Raw genomic sequence first — 19,572 nt, forward strand, 5'->3', positions numbered from 1 at the left:
CTTGGCCTGGCTGCTATGAATCGCTTTAGCGTCTTGGCCCTTTCATCACTTCGGCTTCCATGGCGGCGTGCCATTCCTCGTTGTGCTCTATCGGCTCCATGTCTTCGTCGATGAACGCCGATGCACGCTCGGCCACGGAGCGCGTTTCCTCTTCATCGTCGATGTCGGCGGTATCGTCGTCATCGCCAGGAGGGTCGAGCATGTCCTTGATCATTGCGTTGAGTTCGGGTGTATCCCACGGCTCGTTCCGCTGCTTTTTCTTCTTGATGTAATGCCGCACTTCGGCGTCCTGCTCGGTGGTCAACGGCAGCCCGCGGAAGGTGCCTTGCGCGTCCAGGTTATCCATGATCGGTGCTCCTATTGCTGAGGCATTCAAGCGTTTTTGAGCCGTTCTAGTGTAACGCGCTTCGACCTCGTGCCACGTCGTATAAAATGGCGCGCTTTTCCCGAACGCATCGATACCTCGCCATGTGGTTCAAAAACCTCCAGCTTCACCGTCTGCCCGCACCGTGGAACATCACCCCTGAAAAGCTGCAGCAGTGGCTCGCGCCACTTGGCTTCAGTGCTGCATCGAGCGTCGAGAACGAACGGCGCGGCTGGGTTTCGCCGCACGGCGACGACTCGCTCGTCTATGCCGTCAACCGACAGATGCTCATTACGTATCGCGCCGAGAAGAAGCTCTTGCCCGCTTCGGTCGTGACGCAGTTCACTAAGGAACGCGCGCTCGAAGTGGAAGAACAGCAGGGCTTCAAACCCGGCCGCAAGCAGATGCGCGAGCTCAAGGAGCAGATCACCGACGAACTCTTGCCGCGCGCGTTCAGCATCCGGCGCGATACGCGCGTGTGGATCGACCCTGTAAATGGCTGGCTTGCAATCGACGCTGCGTCGGCGACGCTATGCGACGACATCATCGGTCTGCTCGTCAAGTCGGTGACCGATCTTCCGTTGATGAGTGTGCGCGTGGCACGGTCGCCCGTTTCCGCGATGACCGAGTGGCTCCTAACAGGCGAAGCGCCCGCGGGCTTTACGCTTGACCGCGATACCGAGCTGCGTTCTGCTGGCGAGGGCAATGCAACGGTCCGCTACGTGGGTCACGCGCTGGAAGCGGAAGACATGCGCCGTCATATCGAAGCGGGCAAGCAGTGCATGCGGCTTGCCATGACGTGGAACGACCGCGTTTCTTACGTCTTGACGCCATCGCTTACGTTGAAGCGGGTCAGCGCGCTCGACGTCATCAAGGAAGCCGCCGATCCCACCGCGACCAACGACGATGAACGCTTCGAATCCGACTTCACGCTGATGACAGGCGAACTCGCGCGCATGCTCGCCGACCTGACCGATGCGCTCGGTGGCGAGGAAGACCTTCGTGCAGCGGCCTAGATAGAAGCGGAAGCAGATGCAGCGGGTGCGAGAGAGGCGAAGGCGTAGTTGTTCTTGCCGTTACGCTTGACTGTGTACATGGTGTCGTCGGCGACCGCGACGAGGCGCCAATAGTCGCTCACCCGGTCCGGGTAGCTCGCGATGCCGATACTTGCTCGCACCAGCGAAAGACGCATCTGCATGTCGGTTTCGGTTACGCAATCGATAATCCGTTGCGCGATCGCGGCCAGCTCCTTGTCCCCGGAAAACTCGCGCACGAGCACGGCGAACTCGTCGCCGCCGATACGCGCGACGACGTCGCCACTACGCACGGTCTGGCGAAAGCGTCGCGATACCGCAATCAGGAACTCGTCGCCGATACGGTGACCGTGCGTATCGTTGACGCGCTTGAAGCCGTCGAGGTCGATATACAACACGGCGATGCGTGCCGGTTCGGTGCCGTTCGCAAGGCGCGCGGCCGACTCCTCCAGTGACGCGAACAGCTTGCGTCGATTGGGCAGGCCCGTCATCGCGTCGTGCAGTGAAGCGTGTTCGAACTCATGCGACATGCCGACCAATTGTCGATTGCGTTTTGCATACATTCCGATCGCCGTGATCAACACGCCGAACACGATCGCCGATAACGCGATGAGCGTATGCGACACGCTCACGATGCGCTCGCGCAGATCGGCGCTGGCGCGGTCGCGCTCGGTGCGCCAGTAGGCGTAGACGGAATCGAGCGCGCTGCTGGCCGCGCGAAAATCGGCAGCAGGCGAGAGGACGTCAGCGGGCATTGGCGGCGCGGGCACCGGGCTCGAACCGATGAGCGCGTGCAGGCTTCCGAGCCGCGCGGCAAACTCGATGCGCGCCTGGCGGTACGCAATGTGGTGCTGTGCATCGCTCGCCGGCGTGCCTAGCAGCACCACCGAGGCGCTACGCGCGGCATCGGCGCGCTCGACTGCTTCGAGCACGAGCCCGATGTATTCCTGATGCAATTGCACCGAGAAAATGGTGCGGACCTGAACCGCAAGAAAAAGCAGGCCGATGAGCAGCAGCGACAACGCCACGGCTGCAAGCGGAGCGGGCCCGCGAATGCCCGCACGCCGGGCGAGCGCCTGAACGGTATTCAAAATGCGATGCGGCAGCGGCCGATCCACGGCGTCTTCATCCGCGGGCATCGGTGGCGCTGCCGATGCTTCACGGACGGGAATATTCCTCTCGCTGACCGGCTGTTGCATTGCGTCGATAACTCACTCGATGAAAGAACGCGCCCACGCGCGCGAAGAGGCCGGTGTCCGTTCTGGCGCGCGCCGCGCGACGGCGTGCAGCCTGAGTCTGGCCGGCGCTCGCCTGGGCCGAAGCCGCGCGGTTTCCGCGCGCCGAGGCAGTTTGCGACTGAGGTCGCGTTGCGGCCACCGCGCTCGGACGTTGCACGGTCGGCGCCGCTTGCGTTGGAGCGGCGGCGATGGCGGCGGCATCCACTGTGTCCGCGCCATAGACGGCGGGTGCAGTCGTGCTCATGGACGCATCGCGAACGGAGACGGGCGCCGCTTCCACTGTGCCAACGGCTTGCGTCTGCGTTTGCACCTGTGCAGGCACCTGAGCCGCGACAAAAGTCGGTTGATCGACACCTAACGTCTGGCGTGCGCTGGACATCGCTTCGGCATAGACGCGTTGATCGTGCGAGAACCACATGCTGTAGGCGATGGTTCCCAGCACGCCGACGGCCAACGCGCCCGCCGACGCGCTCCACAAGGCGAGACGCCCAAAGCGCAATGGTGTGCGCTGCGCCACGGGCTCATCCTCCAAATCGAGCGGCGGTGTTTCCATGGCAATGACAGTGGGATCATTCGCGGGTCGTGCATGACCCGCGATGCTCTCCTGGGGTAGTTCAGCGTGGTGAGGCATGACAGCGCTCTCCGGAACGTGATCGTCGGGCGGTGTCCAACTAGCGTTACACAACACGCTCGACACCGCCGTATAACAGTGGAATGGCGCGCATGCGATATGAAAGCCCGCGTGGCGCACCCATTCAAACGAATGGCCCAACTGATGATGAGTACAGCCTTGAAGATCGATGGCTATGCAGCGACAGCCGACTGATCCTTCTCGCCGCAATAAAGCATGCCGAACGCCTCCGTTACCTGGCGCTCAACAATGGATGCAATTCAGTTTGCTTTGCGCGATGCCCGCGTAAGGAGGGCTGGCGCCGCGTTTAATGGCGAAGTGCTTGGAGCGGCACCGTGCCATCGACATTTACAAGACGTGTCGCTCGCATTTTGAATAGTACCGTAGCAGAGTTCACGCCCGCGCATCGAAATGGGGAATTTAGCGCTATTTGTCGGACGAGAAAGTCGAAGTTATGTGCGGTAACGCACATAAAATGCAATCTGATCATCAGGCGGATAGGTTCAGCCCGTGCCGGTGTGGAACGGTTGCGGCTCGGTGGCCTGAGGCAGGCCGAAACGCTCGAACTCGGAGATTACTTGCGCACCGAAGAGCAACAACGTGGCGAGTGCCTCCAGACTAAACAGCACGACAATCGACGTCGTCAGCGAACCGTACACCACGCTCACTTGCGAAAGCGTCGCAAAATACCAGACGAGCACGTGGCGCGTGATTTCCCAAAGAATGGCAGCCGTCACACTGCCTATCAACGCGAGCCGCAGCGACGGACGTCCCACCGGCATCACAAGATAGATCGACGTCAGCACGAACACTTCGCCCGCGAAGCCGAGCAAATACAGCAAAAGGCGCGACACGCCCTTGAGCGATATTTCGATGCCGAGGAAATAGAGGCTGTTCGTGCCCATCGCCTGGAGCCCGTTCGACACGAAAGTCACGATCAGCATGCCGACGCCCAAGAACAGGATGTAGCAGTACGGCAGCAAGGCGGACAGGAGAAAGTGCCGACGGCGGATCGCCACGCGATGCACGAAGATCACCGACATCGCGTTCTCGAGCACGGTGAAGGCGAGCGAGCTGAAGAAGATCATCGTGATGAGAAGAAGCCAACCGATGACCGCCCGATGCGTCAAAAAATTCGCGAGTTCACGCACGACTGCGCGTGCCTGTCCCGGCACGAGCCATTCGAGTAAATGGGAGAGCGTGTCGAGCAGTTCCTTCTGTCCGATGAATTTCGACAGCACGATCACGATGAGGATCAAAAGCGGCACGATCGACAAAAGCGCGTAATAAGCCACCGCGCCCGCGAGCAACATGCCCTGATTGGCGCGAAATGCCTTGATCGTGCGCATGACGAAGCCGAACGGGTGACGTGCGACGTTCGCTACGTGCGGGCCCAGAATCGGGCCGAGTATCTTCGACATGGAGCCTCCGCGGCGCGTGGCCCACGGCGCCATGTCGTTCTGAAAAGCAAGTAATGCTCCCGTCCGTGAATACTCTTGCTCAGCCGGGACGGCGTGCCTCGCTACGGGCGGCCGCTTGCTGCGCGGCTTCTTCGAAGGCGAGGTCGAGCAGTGTATCCACGTCCTGGGCGGGCAAGTCGGCGGCATCCACGTTGCGCAGCCGGCAAAAAAGGGCAAGCGCCTCGGCGGCTGCGGCGAAGGCGTTGTTCATATCGCGGGAGTGTAGGCGTTTCTTTCTCATGCACCGCATAACGGCATGCGGATCACCCGACTTTAGCGTGTGGTAAGCGTGTCGTTGCTCGTCGGTGCAATGATGCGCGCGGTCGTAAGCCAACACGGGCGTGGTGGATATGGACCTCGCGCCGTCGATGAATTTGCTCGGCTCAACGCAGCCACTTGCGCACGTCCTGCTCCCAGTCGGGTTGTCCGCAGTTCGGCGGGTTTTCCGGGCCTAGAACGGTGATGTAGCCTTTGCTCTTCATACAGGATTCGTAGGCGCGCACCTGTGTGCAGCGGTCCGCGCCTGCCTGTCGCGACTGCGTCTTGCAGGCGTTCATCGAGTCGTCCATGCCGCTGAAGTCGGCGGGACCGTCGTTGTCGGAAGCGGGTGGGTTGGCGCTCGCGGAGAATTCGACCGGGCCGGTCTGTGCGCAAGCCGAAAGGAATAGGGCGGTCGCGATTGAAAACGCTCGGAACGGCAGACCCAGCGGGAAAGTTCTCATCTTCTCGATTCTCCAGGCGTTATCGATGTTTTGCGTGGTTGTTGTCGTGCACGTTCGAGGTGACATGGCCCGGTGCGCTGGCGTGCTTGATGGCTGTGGCGCAAAACGGGCAAAGTTGCCGGCGACGCTGATGATCAAAAAACGCTGGCATTTTGTGTTTTGCATGCGGTGCACCTAATGCCAAGGGTGCTATTCGCAGTGCCGTTTGGGATGATGCCGTCGTGTCTATTATCCGCGCGAAGGTTACTGCGTGTCCCGAATCGTGACGTGATGGCTTTCTGCGTTTGACACGCGGCGGACTTGGCGCCCGCGCCTGTTTTGCCGCAGTCCCTCCTTGGTGGGATGCCGTCGGCTGCATTGTTCTTGTGAGTAGAGCGGATCTGCTTTGCGCTTGGCATTTTGCATGTGGTGCTTTGCATGCCATCCGCATCATTCGCCATTCGCCATCCCTGCGCCAGGACTGTGTGCAAATCTCCGGTCCAAAGACAGCCCATTTTCGCCGATACCTCTTGTCTTTGAGACGATCGAGTAGTCAATCGAGACGCTGCGACATTCGCGCAACGGCCTGACGGACCTAAGCTTTCTCCATCGACGGACACAAGAGCGCACCACGCGTTCTTACCCGCGCATTCACGGAGAAGGGCAATGGACACCAATGATCGTATGAACAAGCGTCAACCGATGCCGGTCGCTTTTTTCGGCATCGCGGTGGGCCTTCTGGCCTTGGCGGGCGCATGGCGAGCAGCGGCGCATGTCTGGGCGATTCCGGCCGTCGTGCCGCCGCTCTTGACCGCGGGCGCGCTGTCGGTTTGGCTCGCTTTGATGATCGCGTATGCACGCAAGTGGCTTATCGAGCGCGACGCGGCCATCGCCGAGATGGCGCATCCCGTGCAGTCGTCGTTCGCCGCGCTCGCGCCTGTATCGACATTGCTCGCGGCGCAAGCGGTGCAGAACTATTCGCGAGAATTAGCGATCGTGCTGTTCGTCGCGGGCGTGGTGAGTCAGCTCGGCCTCGGCGCTTATCTTCACGGACGCTTCTGGCAAGGCGGCCGGAAGCCCGAACTGACGACGCCGGCCATCTATCTGCCGACCGTCGCGCCGAGTTTCGTCGCGGGAACGGCGGCAGCGAGTCTTGGTTGGACGCAGATCGGCGCGTTGTTCTTCGGGGCGGGTGTGTTCTCGTGGCTCGCGATCGAATCGATCGTGATGCATCGCGCGGCTGTACACGATCCGCTTCCCGACGCGCTGCGTCCCACGCTCGGCATCCAGCTCGCGCCGCCGGTGGTGGGAGGCGTGTCGTATCTCGCGATTACGCATGGCGTGCCGGATCTCTTCGCTTACATGCTGCTCGGCTACGGTCTGTATCAGGCAATGATGCTCACGCGGCTCCTGCCGTGGATTCGTCAGCAATCGTTCACGCCTTCGTACTGGGCGTTCAGCTTCGGCGTTGCAGCGTTGCCGACGATGGCAATCCGCATGCTGGAACGCGGTGCAGCAGGCCCGCTGCTTTGGCTGGCTCCGGCATCTTTCATCGTGGCGAACGTGGTATTTGCGAGTCTCACCGTCGGGACCGTGCTGGCCCTGTTCAAGGGCAAGCTTTTTCCGATAATGGCCACGCAAGTCAAGACAGTTTGAGACGACGAGCCTGCGAGGTGCAGGCTCGTTCAGCACAAACATGCAACTAATGGTCGGCTTTTTGAACATCCACATTCAACTGTCGACGTCGTACCGTTCTCCAAAACTAGCATCCAGTTTGGCCTCGACGTAATCACGCAGAAACGCTACCCAAGTCTTGATCTTCGCATCGAGGTATTGGCGCGAAGCGTACATCGCATACACCGTCATCTTTTGCAGTTCCCAGTCCGGCAGCACGCGCACCAGCGCGCCATTCGAAAGCGAGGGCAGGGCAGACAACATCGGCAAAGGCGCGATACCCAGACCATTGGCCACCGCGACGGCGAGTGCATCGGCGGAATTCACGCGAAGGCGGCCAGGCGGAAGTTCGACATCGACTTTTCCTTGCGCGCCTTCGAACGTCCATCGATCCACCGGAAAGAATGTCGTGACGAGTTGAAGGCACGCGTGCTTCGAAAGATCTTCCACGGTCATCGGCATGCCGGCCCGCCGCAAATAGTTCGGCGATGCGCACAGCACGCTCGGCATCGTGCAAATACGCGTGGAGACGAGCGCGGAGTCGGGCAGCGTCGAACTCGTGACCTGCAGGAAGACGTCGTAGCCTTCGTCGAGCATGTCGGGAACCTGCTGCGACAAGGTCAACTCGACGCGCACGAGCGGATGCTCTTCCAAATACTGAGAAAGCGCCGGCACGACATAGTGATGACCGAAGGTGATCGGCGCGTGCATGCGCAACACGCCGCTTGGCGACACTTGCGCGTCGCTGGCTTCCGCTTCAGAGAGGTCGACCAGCGAGATCACTTCCTTGCAGCGCGCCAGATAGCGATTCCCAGCATCGGTCAATGCGACGCGGCGCGTCGTGCGATTCAAAAGACGCGTGCGCAGATGCGACTCGAGTTCGGTGATCGCGCGCGACGCTTGCGCGGTCGTAATGTCCATGTGCTGCGCGGCGACGGTAAAGCTTGCCGCCTCGGCTACCCGGACAAAGATTCGCATGCTGCGCAAGAGGTCCATTGGCCGGCATCCTTTTTATCGAGCCGGAAATATCCCATGCACGATACGAGCGCGCAACCCGCTGACGGGTTCAACAGGGCACTGCAAGCTTCATTTCAGTGTTCACATCTGTTACAGCGCTTGTAACTCAAGCCTGCGAAGGCATCGCTAACATGGATTCATGGCTGCGATGCGCGGTCGCTTCGGACGAGGAAAACATGAACGTGAAGAGTCTCATCGGACTGGGTATCGCGTCTTGTGCGGGGCTTGCTTGTGGATCGGCGCTGGCGGGTGTGAGCGTCGGCGTCAATCTGGGTGTACCGGTGCCGGTCTATGCGCCGCCTCCGCCTGTATATGTGGCGCCCGCCGCGCCGGTTTATGCCGCGCCGCCTCCGCCGCCTCCGGTCGTGTATCAATCGCCGCCCGTGGTCGCTTATCAACCGGCGCCCGTTGTCGTCGCGCCGGGGCCTGCTGTCATCGTCGGATGGCATGGCGACCGGTATTGGGACGGCTATCGGTACTGGAACCGGCGTGACTGGTACGCGCATCACGGTGGATATGGGTATCGCCGCTGGTAGACGGGGACGAACGGGGAGTCGCATCGATCATGAAAAACATTAATCGACAACACGGTAAGCGAGGTGCGGTTCGAACGCTCGCGACTGCAACTGCGATAGTCATCGCGGCGGGGCTTGGCGGCTGCATTTATGCGCCGCCTTACGGCTATGCGCCTGCGCCCGCTTACGGCTATGCACCGGCGTATGGCTATGCCTACGGCCCCGGTTATTACGCGGCGCCGGCGGTTTCAGTGGGGATCGGCGTGGGCGGTTATGGGCATTGGCACGGGCATTGATGCGTAATGGTTGTGAGGGCGGCAGGAGACGCCATGACTTCGTTGGAACACACGTTGCTCCTCCGTCGTAAGACCCGGAGGATCACGTCATGTCCCATGAAACCAAAACCTCACTTGCCGCCAACGCGCGCTGCGAATCTTTCATGCTGGCGCAAAACGGCTGGGTACCGAATAACACGCGCTTGCCGGTTCTCGTCTGGCGTAATGCAATCGACTCGCGCGAGTTCGACGTAGCCGGCCGCTTCGAATCTCTCTTTCAGCAAAACGGCTGGCCGCCGCAATGGCGCGACGGGGTCTTCGACTATCACCACTTTCACTCGACCGCGCACGAAGCGCTCGGCGTGATCTCTGGCGAGGCGGAATTGATCATCGGCGGGCCGAAAGGCCAAGTCATCGCGATCCGCGCGGGCGATGCCATCGTTCTTCCCGCCGGCACCGGGCACTGTCTTTTGACGAGTGGTCGTCGCTTTCAAGTGGTGGGCGCATATCCGCCGGGACAGCAGTGGGACATCCGCCGCGAAGGCATCAGCAAGGCGGAACGACAAGCGATGGAAGCGTTGCCGTTTCCCCATGACGATCCCGTGGCCGGCGAAGATGGCCCGCTCGTCCATCTCTGGCGGTAAAGCCACGCGCTCCTGGCGTCACTGCTTCGCCGCGGCTGCGCGTCGTGCGCGCGGCCACGCAACGCGCTTGACCACGCCCGTTGCAAGCCCTGTCCCGATCAGCACGATTCCGCACGCCACCGCCATCCCGATCGATACACGTTCGGCGAGAAATAGCGCGCCCCACAGAATTCCGAAGATTGGAATGACGAAGGTCACGGTAATCGCGCGAGCGGGCCCAGCCACGGCGATCAAATGGAAGAACAGCATGTAAGCGACGCCTGTGCATGCCACGCCCAATCCGAGCACCCCGCCCCACGCGTGCGTCGACACGCTCGCTGTCGGCCACCAGAACAGCGCAAACGGCAGCAGGACGAGCGTCGCGGCGCTCATGGTGCCTGTCGCGACGATCAACGAATCGACACCCATGAGATGCCGCTTGGTGTAACTGGCGGCGATCCCATAGAACAATGTCGCGCCCAGTGCGGCCAGGGCGGCGAGCGCAGTGGCGAGCGGTGCAACGGGCGCGGCGCCGGCATCGTGGACGAACATCTGATCCCAAACCAGCGCGAGCACGCCCGCAAAGCCGATGGCGAGTCCCGCGATGCGTAGCTTGCTCAGGCGATCGTCGAGCCAGATGTAGGCGACGAGCGCGCCCCACAGCGGCGTCGTCGCGTTGATGACGGAAGTGACGCCAGCCGACAGCGTCAACTCCGCATAGGCGAAAAGGCAAAACGGCGCGGCCGAGTTGAGGATGCCGACCATCAGAAGCGGCCATGCGCGCTCGCGCATCGTGGTGACTGCCTGACGCATGCGGCCGCGAAGCATGAGCACCGCAAACAAAAACACTGCGCCGATGCCGACGCGCGAGGCCATCAACGGCGCCACGCCCAAATCCGTTACGCCGATACGAATGAAAAGGAACGAACCGCCCCACAGTGCGGCAAGGATGAACAACTGGACGAGATTGACGGGATTCATGGCGGGCTTCGCAAGAGGAGGGAAGAGCGAAGCCATGGTATCGGCGCTTGTTGGGCGGATGCTTCTGCGCGGCGCGAAACGAATCATGCAGCATCAAGCCCGCATCACCGATAAACGCTTCGTTCTTGTTCGCCGAATCGTAGGCTGGCCGTGTGGGCGTCGCAAACGAGCAATTCTCACGGATATGTGAGCCAGATTGCGATTGATTCGATATCGCGTGGCGCCATATCGTCAGGAGCGAGTTGCCGCGGCGCCCATTCGGTGCGACTCTTGCGTAAGGGTGACATGGGCTTCACGACAGGCTTGATGACTTGGTGGGACGACGTAAAAAGGAGAGCGCCATGGACAATGCAAACGGCAACAAGAAGGGAGTTGCGGCATCGGGCGAATCGCTGCCGCTTCGGCAAAGGCGCGTGCAGGGCGCACTCGGGTCCGCGCTCACGCCCGGTCTCGAACAGCATCAGGGCGTGATTCCACTCTCGCCCGGCGCGCCGCACAAACCGGCGCACGCGGCGCATCCGTCGCATCCGTCGCGGCACGTGCATGGCAGCGTGCTGGAAGGCGGCGACAGTCCGGCCGTGCTCGCGCAGCCCGCAGCAGTCACGGCGCAGCATCTAGGTAGCCGGTTTCATCCGCAGGCGGCCAAGAACAAGTTCATCGAGCATGGGCGGCGCGCCAAGGACGCCGTTGCGATGCGCTATCGCGACGTCACCGAAGGCGCCGACGATTACGTGCACTACAACCCGTGGAAGTCGATTGCACTAGCGGCAATTGGTGGACTGATCGTCGGCTTGCTGGCCGCCCGCTGAACTTTTGTCGAAGTGCGGGCCTCGTCCTTGCTAAATCACGTAAATGGCGCGGTGCTTATCATTGCGTCATTCCGACATGAACCGACGACCCTTCAACACGCGCCCCGGGCGCAGCGAAATCTGGAATCAGCGTACCGCCGTGGAAAGCGATCCACGGCGCGTGATGCTCGTGCATTCCGAGTCCGATGTCGGCGAGTCTTTCGCAATGATGCTCGCCATGCGTGGCTTCGATGCCGTGCAGATCGCGGATGCGCAAAGCGCACTTCATTTCGCTCACATGTGGCGGCCGCAGGTTTTGTTCATCGATACACGCGTGAACGAGGCGCACGAGGTGCTGGCAAAGCACGACCATGCACTTGTACGCGCGTTGCGCGAATGTGGCAGGGAGGCATCGCTGGATCAGATGTTGATTGCGTTCGCGGCCGAGGAGAGCAGCGACCCACGCGACGTTTTGTTGAGCGCCGGCTATGACGGATTCTTCAGAATGCCGTGCCCCGTGTGGCGGCTTTTCGATGCAGTGACGCGTTTTTACGTGCACTGATAAGTGCATCGAGCGTCGATTTGTTCACCGAGGCGGCGGCGCCGCCCCGATGCAACGCGTACGCGTTTTGCTATTGCTTCGTGCTGTTCCTGAAGTCGCCGGTTTCGAGTTCCACGGACTGGCCGTGATTGCGTTCGAGCGCTCGCCGCGCTGAATCTTCGATTTCGACGCGTCCGCCTTCGAACGCGCTGAGGATGGCATGGGAAGAGGTGCCGGTATTGCCGAAGTGATCGTTGAGCGCATCGAGAGAGACGCTGCACCAGACTTCACGTCCATCTACATTGGCTTCGAACGCAACTCGCGCTGCCGCCACGACGTGACGCCGCCCACTGAACTCTATCGTCATCCTTATTACCTCCGGTTGTTCGTTTGAGGCACGTGGACCGCAATGCTCGTGATCCACGCTTCAGGTCGCGCAACGGCAATGACGCTGATACTCGACTCAAGCTGCACAACTACGCGCCTGTCCCGTGCATCATACGCCGCCCGCCACGGGTTCGTGCTTTTGCAATGGCCGTGCCCGAACGCATGTGGACACGCGTGCAACGATCAGCCACAACACGCACAACCGCCGCGATGGCGCATGCCGTAGCTCCCCGAATCTTCGCTCGCGTTGGCGCCGCCGTTACCGCCGCGTCCAAGCGATGGCGCGCCGATGGTGACGCGCGCGCTGGTTTCACCGCAGCGTGGACAGGCTGCGGGTTCATCGCGTTCGGCGATACGGCGATTTGCTTCGAAAGTGCCGCAGTCGGCGCATTCGTAATCGTAGACAGGCATGGCTTCTATCGGGCAGAAGATGGAATGAACGACCAGTTTATCAAGTTCGAGCAAGCGACATTCCGCTTCACGCATTCTCGAATCTGCCAGAAAAACATTGAGTGGCACCTGCATTGCTGACAGCAGATAGCACCAATCGCCACAGGAGGCCACATGAAACGCAATATCGTTATGATCGTCACCGCGCTTGCAGCAGCCGCGCCAATCGCGAGCTTTGCACAGACCGAAGCTGCCAGCACCACGCTTGCCAACGACCTTACGCAACCGGACAAGGATTTCGTGCAGGGCGCGTCGTCTTCGGGATCCACGGAAATCGATGCCGCCAAGCTTGCTCAGACGCACTCGCAGGACAAGGACGTAAAGAGCTTCGCGCGTCATATGATCGTCGACCATACCAAGCTGACCGTGCAGCTGAAACTGGCGGCGCCCAAAGGCGTGACCGTGCCCAAGGACAATTCGGATACTTCCGCGATCGATTCGCTCAAGGCACTGCACGGCAAGGCATTCGATACCGCATATATCCAGAAGGTTGGCGTGCAGGGCCACCAGGAGGCAGTGGCGCTATTCCAGAAGGAAGCAGACGGCGGCCAGAACGCGAAGCTGAAGGAAGCGGCGCAAAAGGCGTTGCCGACGATCCAGGATCACTTGAAGATGGCGCAGGATCTCGCGTCGAAGAAGGGCGTGCAGTAATCGTTCGTTGCGGCGTCAGCCCTATTGACGCCGCCATCCCCATGTTTTTCAACGCGCCTGTTCTCGTAGCAGGCGCAAGCGCGCTTCGGCAATCGACTGGAAGCCGCCCCCGTGTTCGTCGAAGATCGATACCTTTCCCTGCCCGATGTCGTACACCCAACCCTGCACTTGAAGCTGGCCAAGCGCGAGGCGTCCCGCGACTGCCGGATGCGTACGCAAATGCGTAAGTTGAAGGCGGATGTTTTCTTCGACCATCGCCTGAACCATGCGCTCGTGTTCGAGTTTTCGCGCCCGTACCACACTGCGCGCCGCTTCTGCGTTGCGTAACCACGCGTGCACGGTAGGCATTTCATCGGCGATGGTTGCGCCCGAGGCGAGGCCTTTCATCGCGCCGCAGTCGGAATGGCCGCAGATCACGATCTGCCGCACGTTCAATGCGAGCACCGCGTATTCGACTACCGCCGACACGCCGCCGAGCATCTCCCCATAAGCCGGCACGATATTGCCGATGTTGCGGCACACGAAGAGCTCGCCGGGCCGCGTCTGCGTGATCATCTCGGGCGACACACGCGAGTCCGCGCACGTGATGAAAAGCGTGTGCGGTGCTTGCCGTCGCGCAAGACTCTTGAAAAGCGCTTCGCTATCGGGGAAAACGAAGTGGCTGAAATCGTCCGCGCCCTGAAGGAGATAGAGGAGGTCGGGCGTGTCGGAGCCGTTGCGTTCTTCACTCATCGATTTATCGGACATGGGCGCCTCGGGTTCTGGACAATGCGCGGCGTTGGTTCGCGCTCAGGCGAGAGCTTGCGGGGTTTTAAGATAGATCGCAAGTCGAAGGAGCGAAGGGCGGTGCACCAGGAGAGGGCGTGAGTGGGGGAATCGCTTTGCAGGCGAGGACGTTTCTTTATAGTTATTGACGAATTCGGACCGGTGGTTTGTTATCTTTGGGTCCATTTTCTTATGCGTGCCCGAAGCATGTCCGCCAAATCCGATTCATACGGCGCAGCAGCTGCGTTTTACTCCAGCGAGCGGTTCGTTGAAGCGCTTGAAGCGCTGAGTTATCAAATAAATCAGCCGTATGCGGATATCGAAGCGCTGAATCTCGCCGCGGTGTGTTGCTATCGGCTGAATCGACTCGACGAGGCCGAATCGCATTGGCGTCGTGCGGTAGCGCAAGATCCTCAATACGCCGGCGGTTATGCCAACCTCGGTAATTTGCTGATGCTGCGAGGCAGATTAGAAGATGCGGAAACTGTCTATCGCGAGGCGATTGCCATTCGTCCTGATTTCGCGGAGGCTCATTACAATCTCGGTAATCTGCTTGTCAAAAAGAGACGTCTTGTGGAGGCAGAGGCCGCGCTTCGTCAGGCGTGCGCCGCGCGCGCCGATTTTGCGGACGCACATTTCAATCTCGCGAATCTTTTGAAGAGTCAAAGTCGATTGGCTGAGGCTGAAATTGCCTTTCAACGCGCAATTGCTGCTAGAGGAAATTACGCGGACGCATTCAACAATCTGGGTAATTTATTGCGCGAATCAGGACGCCTCGTGGAAGCGGAGGCGGCTTTGCGGCAAGCCGTGGCGTGTCGCCCTGATTTTGCTGAAGCAAATTTTAATCTCGCTCAGGTTTTGAACGATCTGAAAGACTTTGCGCAAGCTGAGGCGTTTTACCGGCGCGCCATCGAACTCCGACGAGACTACTCCGAGGCACATGTCGGTCTCGGCGCGTTTTTACATAAGCTGCAACGCGTGCAAGAAGCGCAAGTGGTATTTCTCGCGGCATTGTCGATTTGTCCAGACGACACGAATGCGCTTATGGGGCTGGCCAATGCCTACCACGCACTTGATTCGTTGGAGGATGCGGAACGCATATATCGTCGAGTTCTCATTCTGGAGCCGGATAACATACAGGCAAGAACCACGCTCGGTTATACGCTTCAAAAGCTGGAGCGCCTTTGCGATGCCGAGGCTGAATACCGCGAGGCGTTGATTCTCGCGCCCGATGCTGCCGATATCCACTACAACCTCGGCATACTTTATGGTCATCAAGATCGCCTGAACGACGCTGAACGGACATATCGCCGGGCAATAGAATGCTGTTCGGATCACGTCGAAGCGCATAACAACCTTGGCCGCATTTTGCAAAGCCTCGGTCGCCTTGAAGAGGCTGAATCAGTCCTGCGCCGGTCGATTGCAATCCGAGACGATATTCCCGAGGCTCATAATAACCTCGCCGGCGTACTCAAGGATATGGGCGCAATGGAAGAGGCAATCCAAAGCTTCCGTCGCGCCGTCTATTGCGGACCGAACGATGAATGTGTGCATCGAAATCTCAACTACGCGCTGACCTATCACGCAGAAACGCCACGCGAAATTCTCGAAGAATGTTTGCGCTTTGCCGCGCGACACGAAGCGCCGCTGCTTCGCCATGACATCGTCCATACCAACAATCGCGATTCTGAGCGACGGCTCAAAATTGGCTACGTCGCGCCAGACTTCGACGGACACTGCCAGGCCATGTTCACCGCGCCGGTCTTCGCGCAACACGATCACGCGGCGTACCACATCTTTTGTTATTCCAGCGTTAAAACGCCCGACGCGATAACACACCTGATCCGTCCGATGGCCGATACCTGGCGCGACGTTCACGCGCTCGACGACGAGCAATTGGCGCAACTCGTTCGCGACGATGGCATCGACGTATTGGTCGATCTGACGATGCACATGTCGCGCGGCCGTCCATTATTGTTCGCACGCCGACCGGCGCCTGTGCAAGTGCAATGGCTCGCGTATCCGGGCACGACGGGCAGCAGCGCCATCCGCTATCGCCTGACCGACCCGTGGATCGATCCGCGCGACACGGCCGATCTCGCGGATCGTTATAGCGAAGAAACCGTGTGGTTGCCCGAGACGTTCTGGTGTTTCGATCCGCGCGTCACGTCGCCGAATGCACCGGACGTGAATGCATTGCCAGCGTGGCGCAACGGTCGTATTACATTCGGATGCCTGAATAATCCGTGCAAGGCGTCCGAGCGCACGTTGCGCATGTGGGCGGCAATACTCGCCGCCGTGCCCAATGCGCGCTTCATTCTGCTAGCCGGTCCGGGCCCGCGCGAACGTTTCAGTGAGCGTCTCGGCGCGTTGGGCGTCGATCTGTCGCGCGTTCGGTACGTGGGATATCAGTCGCGCGTCGATTATCTGCGGACCTATCAATCTATCGATATCGGCCTCGACACCTATCCGTACAACGGCCACACGACTAGCCTCGACGCCCTGTGGATGGGCGTGCCCGTGCCATCGCGCGCGGGCGACACGTCGGTCAGCCGCGCGGGTCTGAGCCTGCTGATGAATCTCGGCATCGGCGAACTCGTGGTTCATGACGACGCGGCGTACGTCGATGTCGTGACTCGCCTCGCCAACGATCTGCCGCGTTTGACCGAGTTGCGCTCGACGCTGCGCGCAAGGCTCGAACGCTCGCCGATGATGGATGCACCGCGCTTCACGCGCAATCTGGAAGCGGCGTATCGGCAGATGTGGCGCGCGTGGTGCGCTTCGGCAGGCGCTTGAAAAAGAGCTTCGCTTCGGTTTTTACGAACCGACACCTCTAAAAATTCACGTTTTTCAATGTCGAATGCTGCGATAGGCTTAGGTCATCGTAAGCAAAAAGAAAGGTTCGACATGAAATGCCCCGTGTGTCCCGCGACGGATCTCCTGATGACCTCGCGCGAGAGCATTGAAACCGATTATTGCCCGTCCTGTCGGGGCGTGTGGCTCGATCGCGGCGAGCTCGACCGGCTCATTCAGCGCGACGAACAGGTCTCGCCGCAGCAAACGGCAGGGCGCGAAGCGTGGCGCGACAAGGACGACGATCGCGACCATCGCGTGCGACCGCGCTATGACGACCATCGCTATGGCGACTCGCACTCGAACTATGGACATTCACGCAAGAAGAAGTCGTTTCTCGGCGATCTGTTCGACTTCGGCTGAACCCGTCTTTCCAACTTTTCAGGCAATCCGACCCAACCGCGCGCTGCGCGAAGGAGATCAAGCATGGCAACGGTAAAGCAAGTACTCAAGGCCAAGAACGATGACGCGGTGCATACCATCGACGTCGAAGCGAGCGTGTTCGATGCGGTCGTGCTGATGTCGAAGGCCGGCGTCGGTGCCGTCGTGGTCACGGTGGGAGGGCGCGCGGACGGCACGGTGTGCGGGATCGTCACCGAGCGCGACTACGCGCGCAAAGTCATCTTGCAGGACAAGGCATCACGCAATACGACCGTGTGCGAAATCATGAGCGCGCCCGTGTTGTCGGTGAGCCTGCGCACGAGCACCGACGAATGCATGGCGCTCATGACCACGCGCCATGTCCGTCATTTGCCGGTGATCGAATGCGGCCGGCTGATGGGGATCGTTTCCATCGGCGACATGGTGCGGCAGTTGATCGATGAACAGCAGTTCGCGATCGAGCAGCTGGAAACGTACGTTCGCGGAACCAGCGAAGAAATGCCCGCTTGCGCGCTTACCCGGCGCAGTCCCGTGCCGCAGACGTTGGCGCTGCGCTTCGCTTGATGCGCAAGTCAGCGCGCATCCGTATTCAACAGACGCCCCAGGTTATCCGCCAAGCCACGCCATCCCCCCAACTCGTTCGCGCGTACGAGCCGCGTGGCCGGATACCACTTCGTTAACGCCGGATCGCGTTCGTACCGCCATTCAGCGACCTGATTGAGCAGCAAGTAATTGCGTTTGCCGAGCGCGCCCGCGATGTGCGCCAGGCTGCCATCGTTGCCGGCGAACGCATCGAGCCGGTCGAGCAGGGCGATGGATTGCGCGAAAGTCGTGTTGGAATCGAGCGTCGTGAAACGGTTGAGATTGCGTGAACGCGGGTCGTCCAGCCAACGCTTGCGCTCGAAGCCGCGCTGCATGATCACCCAGTAGATGTCGCCGGAGTGGTCGAACAGCGCGTCGAGATCGGGCAAACATAGGCTCCGATGACCGAAATTGTCCGGCGATTCGGACGACGACCAGAAGATGCCTACGCAGCGCCTGCCGCGCGCGCGATGCCAGATCGTGTCGAGAATGGCGTCGGCCGCATCCGGCTCTGCGGGCTCGATATAGCGCCCCAACGGCATATGACCGAGCGCTGGGAAGAGGGACGTGAAGAGCGCGAAGGGATCGGTCCACATGTCGCCTTCCGTCGATGCGCGTGTGAAGCCGGCCGCGCGCATCGCGGCAGCAAGCGCCTCGTGTTCGGATTCGGGAATGACGAGCCTGAACCGGCTGTCTTCATACTCGACTTTCACTCCCATGACTTCCAGCGCGCCTAGATAGCGCACCCATTGAATAAGATCCCCGTAACCGGATGCAATCGACTTGACGGTAATACGCGCGGGCAATTCACGCTGGCCGCTCCAGTATCCGTCGAGATTTAAATGCGGAAAGAGCACGCGCCGCGCTTCTGGCGACGACCACCATCGATGCATCGCCGCAACCCCGTGTTCGATGCCTTGCAGCCGCATCTGGCTGCGTGCCTGGTGATGACCGAGCACGTAGACTGAATGCTCGTCGACGCCATCCGCATTTAAATCGAGTACGCGTTGATCCTCGCCGAGATAGTGCCAGCCGTAGACGCGCCACAAAAACGCGCCGATGGCCTGCGTCGTCGGCTTCTTTCCGAAGTAATCGATGGCGGTGAGCGCTGTTTCCTTCAGTCCCAAGTGGGAGCAGGCATCGGCGAGACAGTGAATCTGGTAGCCGAAGACATCCGACTCGCGCGTCAGATAAAAACAGATGTCGAGCGCCTTCTCGAATTGCTGCGCGCGCAAATGCGTTACCGCGCGCCAATGCCAATAATCGGCGCTGTTGCTGTCAGCGGCGCGGCGTGCATCGAGAAACTCGAAGCATTCGTCGATGTCGCCGGCATATAGTTTCGGCGGAAGGTCCTGGTAGTTTTCGATCATGCGATGACTCTGTCGTTTGACGCGGACGCGCTCAATTGGCGTAACCGGGTAGTCTGGCACTTCGATGTCACTGTGTTTCGAAGTTTCGATTAATCTTTGAGAAAGATGACAATTTTTGAATTAATCGGTGACGAACGGCTATTAAGTATAGGTGGATGTTGCATGCAAAAACACGGCATCTCCTTATAGTTTTGCCGTTGAATGGTGCTACTTCTAAGTCTTACCAAGTAATTGGCAACGGATTCGGTGTTGGCGCATTGCGTGATCATGGCCGCGAAGGGAGACTCGATG

The 19,572-nt window shown here is 60.2% G+C and carries 23 protein-coding genes; 11 read left to right on the forward strand and 12 right to left on the reverse strand.

Annotation, left to right across the window (positions count from 1 at the left end):
- Window positions 1–25 precede the first annotated feature (25 nt).
- Complete coding sequence (locus NCR98_RS06430; RefSeq protein WP_250525786.1) at window positions 26–346, reverse strand: hypothetical protein; 321 nt, start codon at window positions 344–346, stop codon at window positions 26–28.
- Between the two features lie 122 nt (window positions 347–468).
- Here NCR98_RS06430 and NCR98_RS06435 point away from each other — a divergent pair, with 122 nt between their 5' ends.
- Window positions 469–1,380, forward strand: a complete 912-nt coding sequence (locus NCR98_RS06435) for a recombination-associated protein RdgC (protein WP_250525787.1) — start codon at window positions 469–471, stop codon at window positions 1,378–1,380.
- On the opposite strand, the gene NCR98_RS06440 is transcribed toward NCR98_RS06435, so the two are convergent.
- The 5 genes from NCR98_RS06440 to NCR98_RS06460 form a co-directional block, all read right to left on the reverse strand.
- Window positions 1,377–2,537, reverse strand: coding sequence for a GGDEF domain-containing protein (locus tag NCR98_RS06440; RefSeq protein WP_250464622.1), 1,161 nt, complete (start codon window positions 2,535–2,537; stop codon window positions 1,377–1,379). The genes NCR98_RS06435 and NCR98_RS06440 overlap by 4 nt on opposite strands.
- Before the next feature lie 19 nt (window positions 2,538–2,556).
- Complete coding sequence (locus tag NCR98_RS06445; protein ID WP_250525788.1) at window positions 2,557–3,267, reverse strand: hypothetical protein; 711 nt, start codon at window positions 3,265–3,267, stop codon at window positions 2,557–2,559.
- 503 nt (window positions 3,268–3,770) lie between these two features.
- Complete coding sequence (locus NCR98_RS06450) at window positions 3,771–4,688, reverse strand: YihY/virulence factor BrkB family protein (RefSeq protein ID WP_244827851.1); 918 nt, start codon at window positions 4,686–4,688, stop codon at window positions 3,771–3,773.
- A 79-nt stretch (window positions 4,689–4,767) separates the two neighbouring features.
- Window positions 4,768–4,938: a hypothetical protein gene (locus NCR98_RS06455; protein ID WP_250464626.1), complete on the reverse strand. Its 171-nt coding sequence runs from the start codon at window positions 4,936–4,938 to the stop codon at window positions 4,768–4,770.
- 172 nt (window positions 4,939–5,110) lie between these two features.
- Window positions 5,111–5,614 carry a hypothetical protein gene (locus NCR98_RS06460; protein WP_350029499.1) on the reverse strand — a complete coding sequence of 168 codons (504 nt, stop codon included), beginning with the start codon at window positions 5,612–5,614 and terminating at the stop codon, window positions 5,111–5,113.
- Between the two features lie 480 nt (window positions 5,615–6,094).
- On the opposite strand from NCR98_RS06460, the gene tehA reads away from it, so the two are divergent.
- Window positions 6,095–7,084 carry a dicarboxylate transporter/tellurite-resistance protein TehA gene (gene tehA, locus NCR98_RS06465; RefSeq protein ID WP_250525789.1) on the forward strand — a complete coding sequence of 330 codons (990 nt, stop codon included), beginning with the start codon at window positions 6,095–6,097 and terminating at the stop codon, window positions 7,082–7,084.
- 75 nt (window positions 7,085–7,159) lie between these two features.
- Here tehA and NCR98_RS06470 read toward each other — a convergent pair whose 3' ends face one another.
- Window positions 7,160–8,098 (reverse strand): LysR family transcriptional regulator, encoded by a 939-nt coding sequence (locus tag NCR98_RS06470; protein ID WP_250525790.1) that lies wholly within the window; start codon window positions 8,096–8,098, stop codon window positions 7,160–7,162.
- Between the two features lie 197 nt (window positions 8,099–8,295).
- On the opposite strand from NCR98_RS06470, the gene NCR98_RS06475 reads away from it, so the two are divergent.
- From NCR98_RS06475 to NCR98_RS06485, 3 genes are all read left to right on the forward strand, one after another.
- On the forward strand, window positions 8,296–8,655 hold the full coding sequence (locus NCR98_RS06475) for a hypothetical protein (protein ID WP_250464706.1): 360 nt from the start codon (window positions 8,296–8,298) through the stop codon (window positions 8,653–8,655).
- 29 nt (window positions 8,656–8,684) lie between these two features.
- On the forward strand, window positions 8,685–8,930 hold the full coding sequence (locus NCR98_RS06480) for a hypothetical protein (protein WP_250464633.1): 246 nt from the start codon (window positions 8,685–8,687) through the stop codon (window positions 8,928–8,930).
- A gap of 89 nt (window positions 8,931–9,019) precedes the next feature.
- Window positions 9,020–9,553 carry a cupin domain-containing protein gene (locus tag NCR98_RS06485; protein ID WP_250525791.1) on the forward strand — a complete coding sequence of 178 codons (534 nt, stop codon included), beginning with the start codon at window positions 9,020–9,022 and terminating at the stop codon, window positions 9,551–9,553.
- A gap of 18 nt (window positions 9,554–9,571) precedes the next feature.
- On the opposite strand, the gene NCR98_RS06490 is transcribed toward NCR98_RS06485, so the two are convergent.
- Entirely contained in the window at window positions 9,572–10,513 is a 942-nt protein-coding gene (locus NCR98_RS06490; protein ID WP_250525819.1) for a DMT family transporter, read from the reverse strand.
- Window positions 10,514–10,854: 341 nt separating this feature from the next.
- Between NCR98_RS06490 and NCR98_RS06495 the strand changes: the two genes are divergently transcribed.
- Together NCR98_RS06495 and NCR98_RS06500 are read left to right on the forward strand one after the other, a co-directional pair.
- On the forward strand, window positions 10,855–11,322 hold the full coding sequence (locus NCR98_RS06495; protein WP_250525792.1) for an ElaB/YgaM/YqjD family protein: 468 nt from the start codon (window positions 10,855–10,857) through the stop codon (window positions 11,320–11,322).
- Window positions 11,323–11,398: 76 nt separating this feature from the next.
- On the forward strand, window positions 11,399–11,863 hold the full coding sequence (locus NCR98_RS06500) for a response regulator (protein ID WP_250508984.1): 465 nt from the start codon (window positions 11,399–11,401) through the stop codon (window positions 11,861–11,863).
- 70 nt (window positions 11,864–11,933) lie between these two features.
- On the opposite strand, the gene NCR98_RS06505 is transcribed toward NCR98_RS06500, so the two are convergent.
- Together NCR98_RS06505 and NCR98_RS06510 are read right to left on the reverse strand one after the other, a co-directional pair.
- Window positions 11,934–12,209: a DUF1488 family protein gene (locus NCR98_RS06505; RefSeq protein WP_244827860.1), complete on the reverse strand. Its 276-nt coding sequence runs from the start codon at window positions 12,207–12,209 to the stop codon at window positions 11,934–11,936.
- 203 nt (window positions 12,210–12,412) lie between these two features.
- Entirely contained in the window at window positions 12,413–12,640 is a 228-nt protein-coding gene (locus NCR98_RS06510) for an FmdB family zinc ribbon protein (RefSeq protein WP_244828022.1), read from the reverse strand.
- Window positions 12,641–12,793: 153 nt separating this feature from the next.
- On the opposite strand from NCR98_RS06510, the gene NCR98_RS06515 reads away from it, so the two are divergent.
- Window positions 12,794–13,330 carry a DUF4142 domain-containing protein gene (locus tag NCR98_RS06515; protein WP_250525793.1) on the forward strand — a complete coding sequence of 179 codons (537 nt, stop codon included), beginning with the start codon at window positions 12,794–12,796 and terminating at the stop codon, window positions 13,328–13,330.
- 48 nt (window positions 13,331–13,378) lie between these two features.
- On the opposite strand, the gene NCR98_RS06520 is transcribed toward NCR98_RS06515, so the two are convergent.
- Window positions 13,379–14,077 (reverse strand): carbonic anhydrase, encoded by a 699-nt coding sequence (locus NCR98_RS06520; protein ID WP_244827862.1) that lies wholly within the window; start codon window positions 14,075–14,077, stop codon window positions 13,379–13,381.
- Between the two features lie 471 nt (window positions 14,078–14,548).
- On the opposite strand from NCR98_RS06520, the gene NCR98_RS33475 reads away from it, so the two are divergent.
- The 3 genes from NCR98_RS33475 (at window position 14,549) to NCR98_RS06545 (ending at window position 17,893) form a co-directional block, all read left to right on the forward strand.
- On the forward strand, window positions 14,549–16,891 hold the full coding sequence (locus tag NCR98_RS33475; RefSeq protein ID WP_502799723.1) for a tetratricopeptide repeat protein: 2,343 nt from the start codon (window positions 14,549–14,551) through the stop codon (window positions 16,889–16,891).
- Window positions 16,892–17,002: 111 nt separating this feature from the next.
- Window positions 17,003–17,311, forward strand: a complete 309-nt coding sequence (locus NCR98_RS06540) for a TFIIB-type zinc ribbon-containing protein (protein WP_250525797.1) — start codon at window positions 17,003–17,005, stop codon at window positions 17,309–17,311.
- A 63-nt stretch (window positions 17,312–17,374) separates the two neighbouring features.
- Window positions 17,375–17,893 (forward strand): CBS domain-containing protein, encoded by a 519-nt coding sequence (locus tag NCR98_RS06545; RefSeq protein WP_250464651.1) that lies wholly within the window; start codon window positions 17,375–17,377, stop codon window positions 17,891–17,893.
- Window positions 17,894–17,901: 8 nt separating this feature from the next.
- Here the strand turns inward: NCR98_RS06545 and NCR98_RS06550 are convergent, their stop codons facing one another.
- Window positions 17,902–19,281 (reverse strand): hypothetical protein, encoded by a 1,380-nt coding sequence (locus NCR98_RS06550; protein WP_250525798.1) that lies wholly within the window; start codon window positions 19,279–19,281, stop codon window positions 17,902–17,904.
- Window positions 19,282–19,572 lie beyond the last annotated feature (291 nt).

It is taken from the genome of Caballeronia sp. GAWG2-1, assembly GCF_023631405.1.
Taxonomy (GTDB): Bacteria; Pseudomonadota; Gammaproteobacteria; order Burkholderiales; family Burkholderiaceae; genus Caballeronia.

Coding starts and splice junctions, on each gene's coding strand:
- NCR98_RS06430 (WP_250525786.1), bottom strand. CDS start 346: ATGGATAACCTGGACGCGCAAGGCACCTTCCGCGGGCTGCCGTTGACC.
- NCR98_RS06435 (WP_250525787.1), top strand. CDS start 469: ATGTGGTTCAAAAACCTCCAGCTTCACCGTCTGCCCGCACCGTGGAAC.
- NCR98_RS06440 (WP_250464622.1), bottom strand. CDS start 2,537: ATGCCCGCGGATGAAGACGCCGTGGATCGGCCGCTGCCGCATCGCATT.
- NCR98_RS06445 (WP_250525788.1), bottom strand. CDS start 3,267: ATGCCTCACCACGCTGAACTACCCCAGGAGAGCATCGCGGGTCATGCA.
- NCR98_RS06450 (WP_244827851.1), bottom strand. CDS start 4,688: ATGTCGAAGATACTCGGCCCGATTCTGGGCCCGCACGTAGCGAACGTC.
- NCR98_RS06455 (WP_250464626.1), bottom strand. CDS start 4,938: ATGAACAACGCCTTCGCCGCAGCCGCCGAGGCGCTTGCCCTTTTTTGC.
- NCR98_RS06460 (WP_350029499.1), bottom strand. CDS start 5,614: ATGCAAAACACAAAATGCCAGCGTTTTTTGATCATCAGCGTCGCCGGC.
- tehA (WP_250525789.1), top strand. CDS start 6,095: ATGGACACCAATGATCGTATGAACAAGCGTCAACCGATGCCGGTCGCT.
- NCR98_RS06470 (WP_250525790.1), bottom strand. CDS start 8,098: ATGGACCTCTTGCGCAGCATGCGAATCTTTGTCCGGGTAGCCGAGGCG.
- NCR98_RS06475 (WP_250464706.1), top strand. CDS start 8,296: ATGAACGTGAAGAGTCTCATCGGACTGGGTATCGCGTCTTGTGCGGGG.
- NCR98_RS06480 (WP_250464633.1), top strand. CDS start 8,685: ATGAAAAACATTAATCGACAACACGGTAAGCGAGGTGCGGTTCGAACG.
- NCR98_RS06485 (WP_250525791.1), top strand. CDS start 9,020: ATGTCCCATGAAACCAAAACCTCACTTGCCGCCAACGCGCGCTGCGAA.
- NCR98_RS06490 (WP_250525819.1), bottom strand. CDS start 10,513: ATGAATCCCGTCAATCTCGTCCAGTTGTTCATCCTTGCCGCACTGTGG.
- NCR98_RS06495 (WP_250525792.1), top strand. CDS start 10,855: ATGGACAATGCAAACGGCAACAAGAAGGGAGTTGCGGCATCGGGCGAA.
- NCR98_RS06500 (WP_250508984.1), top strand. CDS start 11,399: ATGAACCGACGACCCTTCAACACGCGCCCCGGGCGCAGCGAAATCTGG.
- NCR98_RS06505 (WP_244827860.1), bottom strand. CDS start 12,209: ATGACGATAGAGTTCAGTGGGCGGCGTCACGTCGTGGCGGCAGCGCGA.
- NCR98_RS06510 (WP_244828022.1), bottom strand. CDS start 12,640: ATGCCTGTCTACGATTACGAATGCGCCGACTGCGGCACTTTCGAAGCA.
- NCR98_RS06515 (WP_250525793.1), top strand. CDS start 12,794: ATGAAACGCAATATCGTTATGATCGTCACCGCGCTTGCAGCAGCCGCG.
- NCR98_RS06520 (WP_244827862.1), bottom strand. CDS start 14,077: ATGTCCGATAAATCGATGAGTGAAGAACGCAACGGCTCCGACACGCCC.
- NCR98_RS33475 (WP_502799723.1), top strand. CDS start 14,549: ATGCTGCGAGGCAGATTAGAAGATGCGGAAACTGTCTATCGCGAGGCG.
- NCR98_RS06540 (WP_250525797.1), top strand. CDS start 17,003: ATGAAATGCCCCGTGTGTCCCGCGACGGATCTCCTGATGACCTCGCGC.
- NCR98_RS06545 (WP_250464651.1), top strand. CDS start 17,375: ATGGCAACGGTAAAGCAAGTACTCAAGGCCAAGAACGATGACGCGGTG.
- NCR98_RS06550 (WP_250525798.1), bottom strand. CDS start 19,281: ATGATCGAAAACTACCAGGACCTTCCGCCGAAACTATATGCCGGCGAC.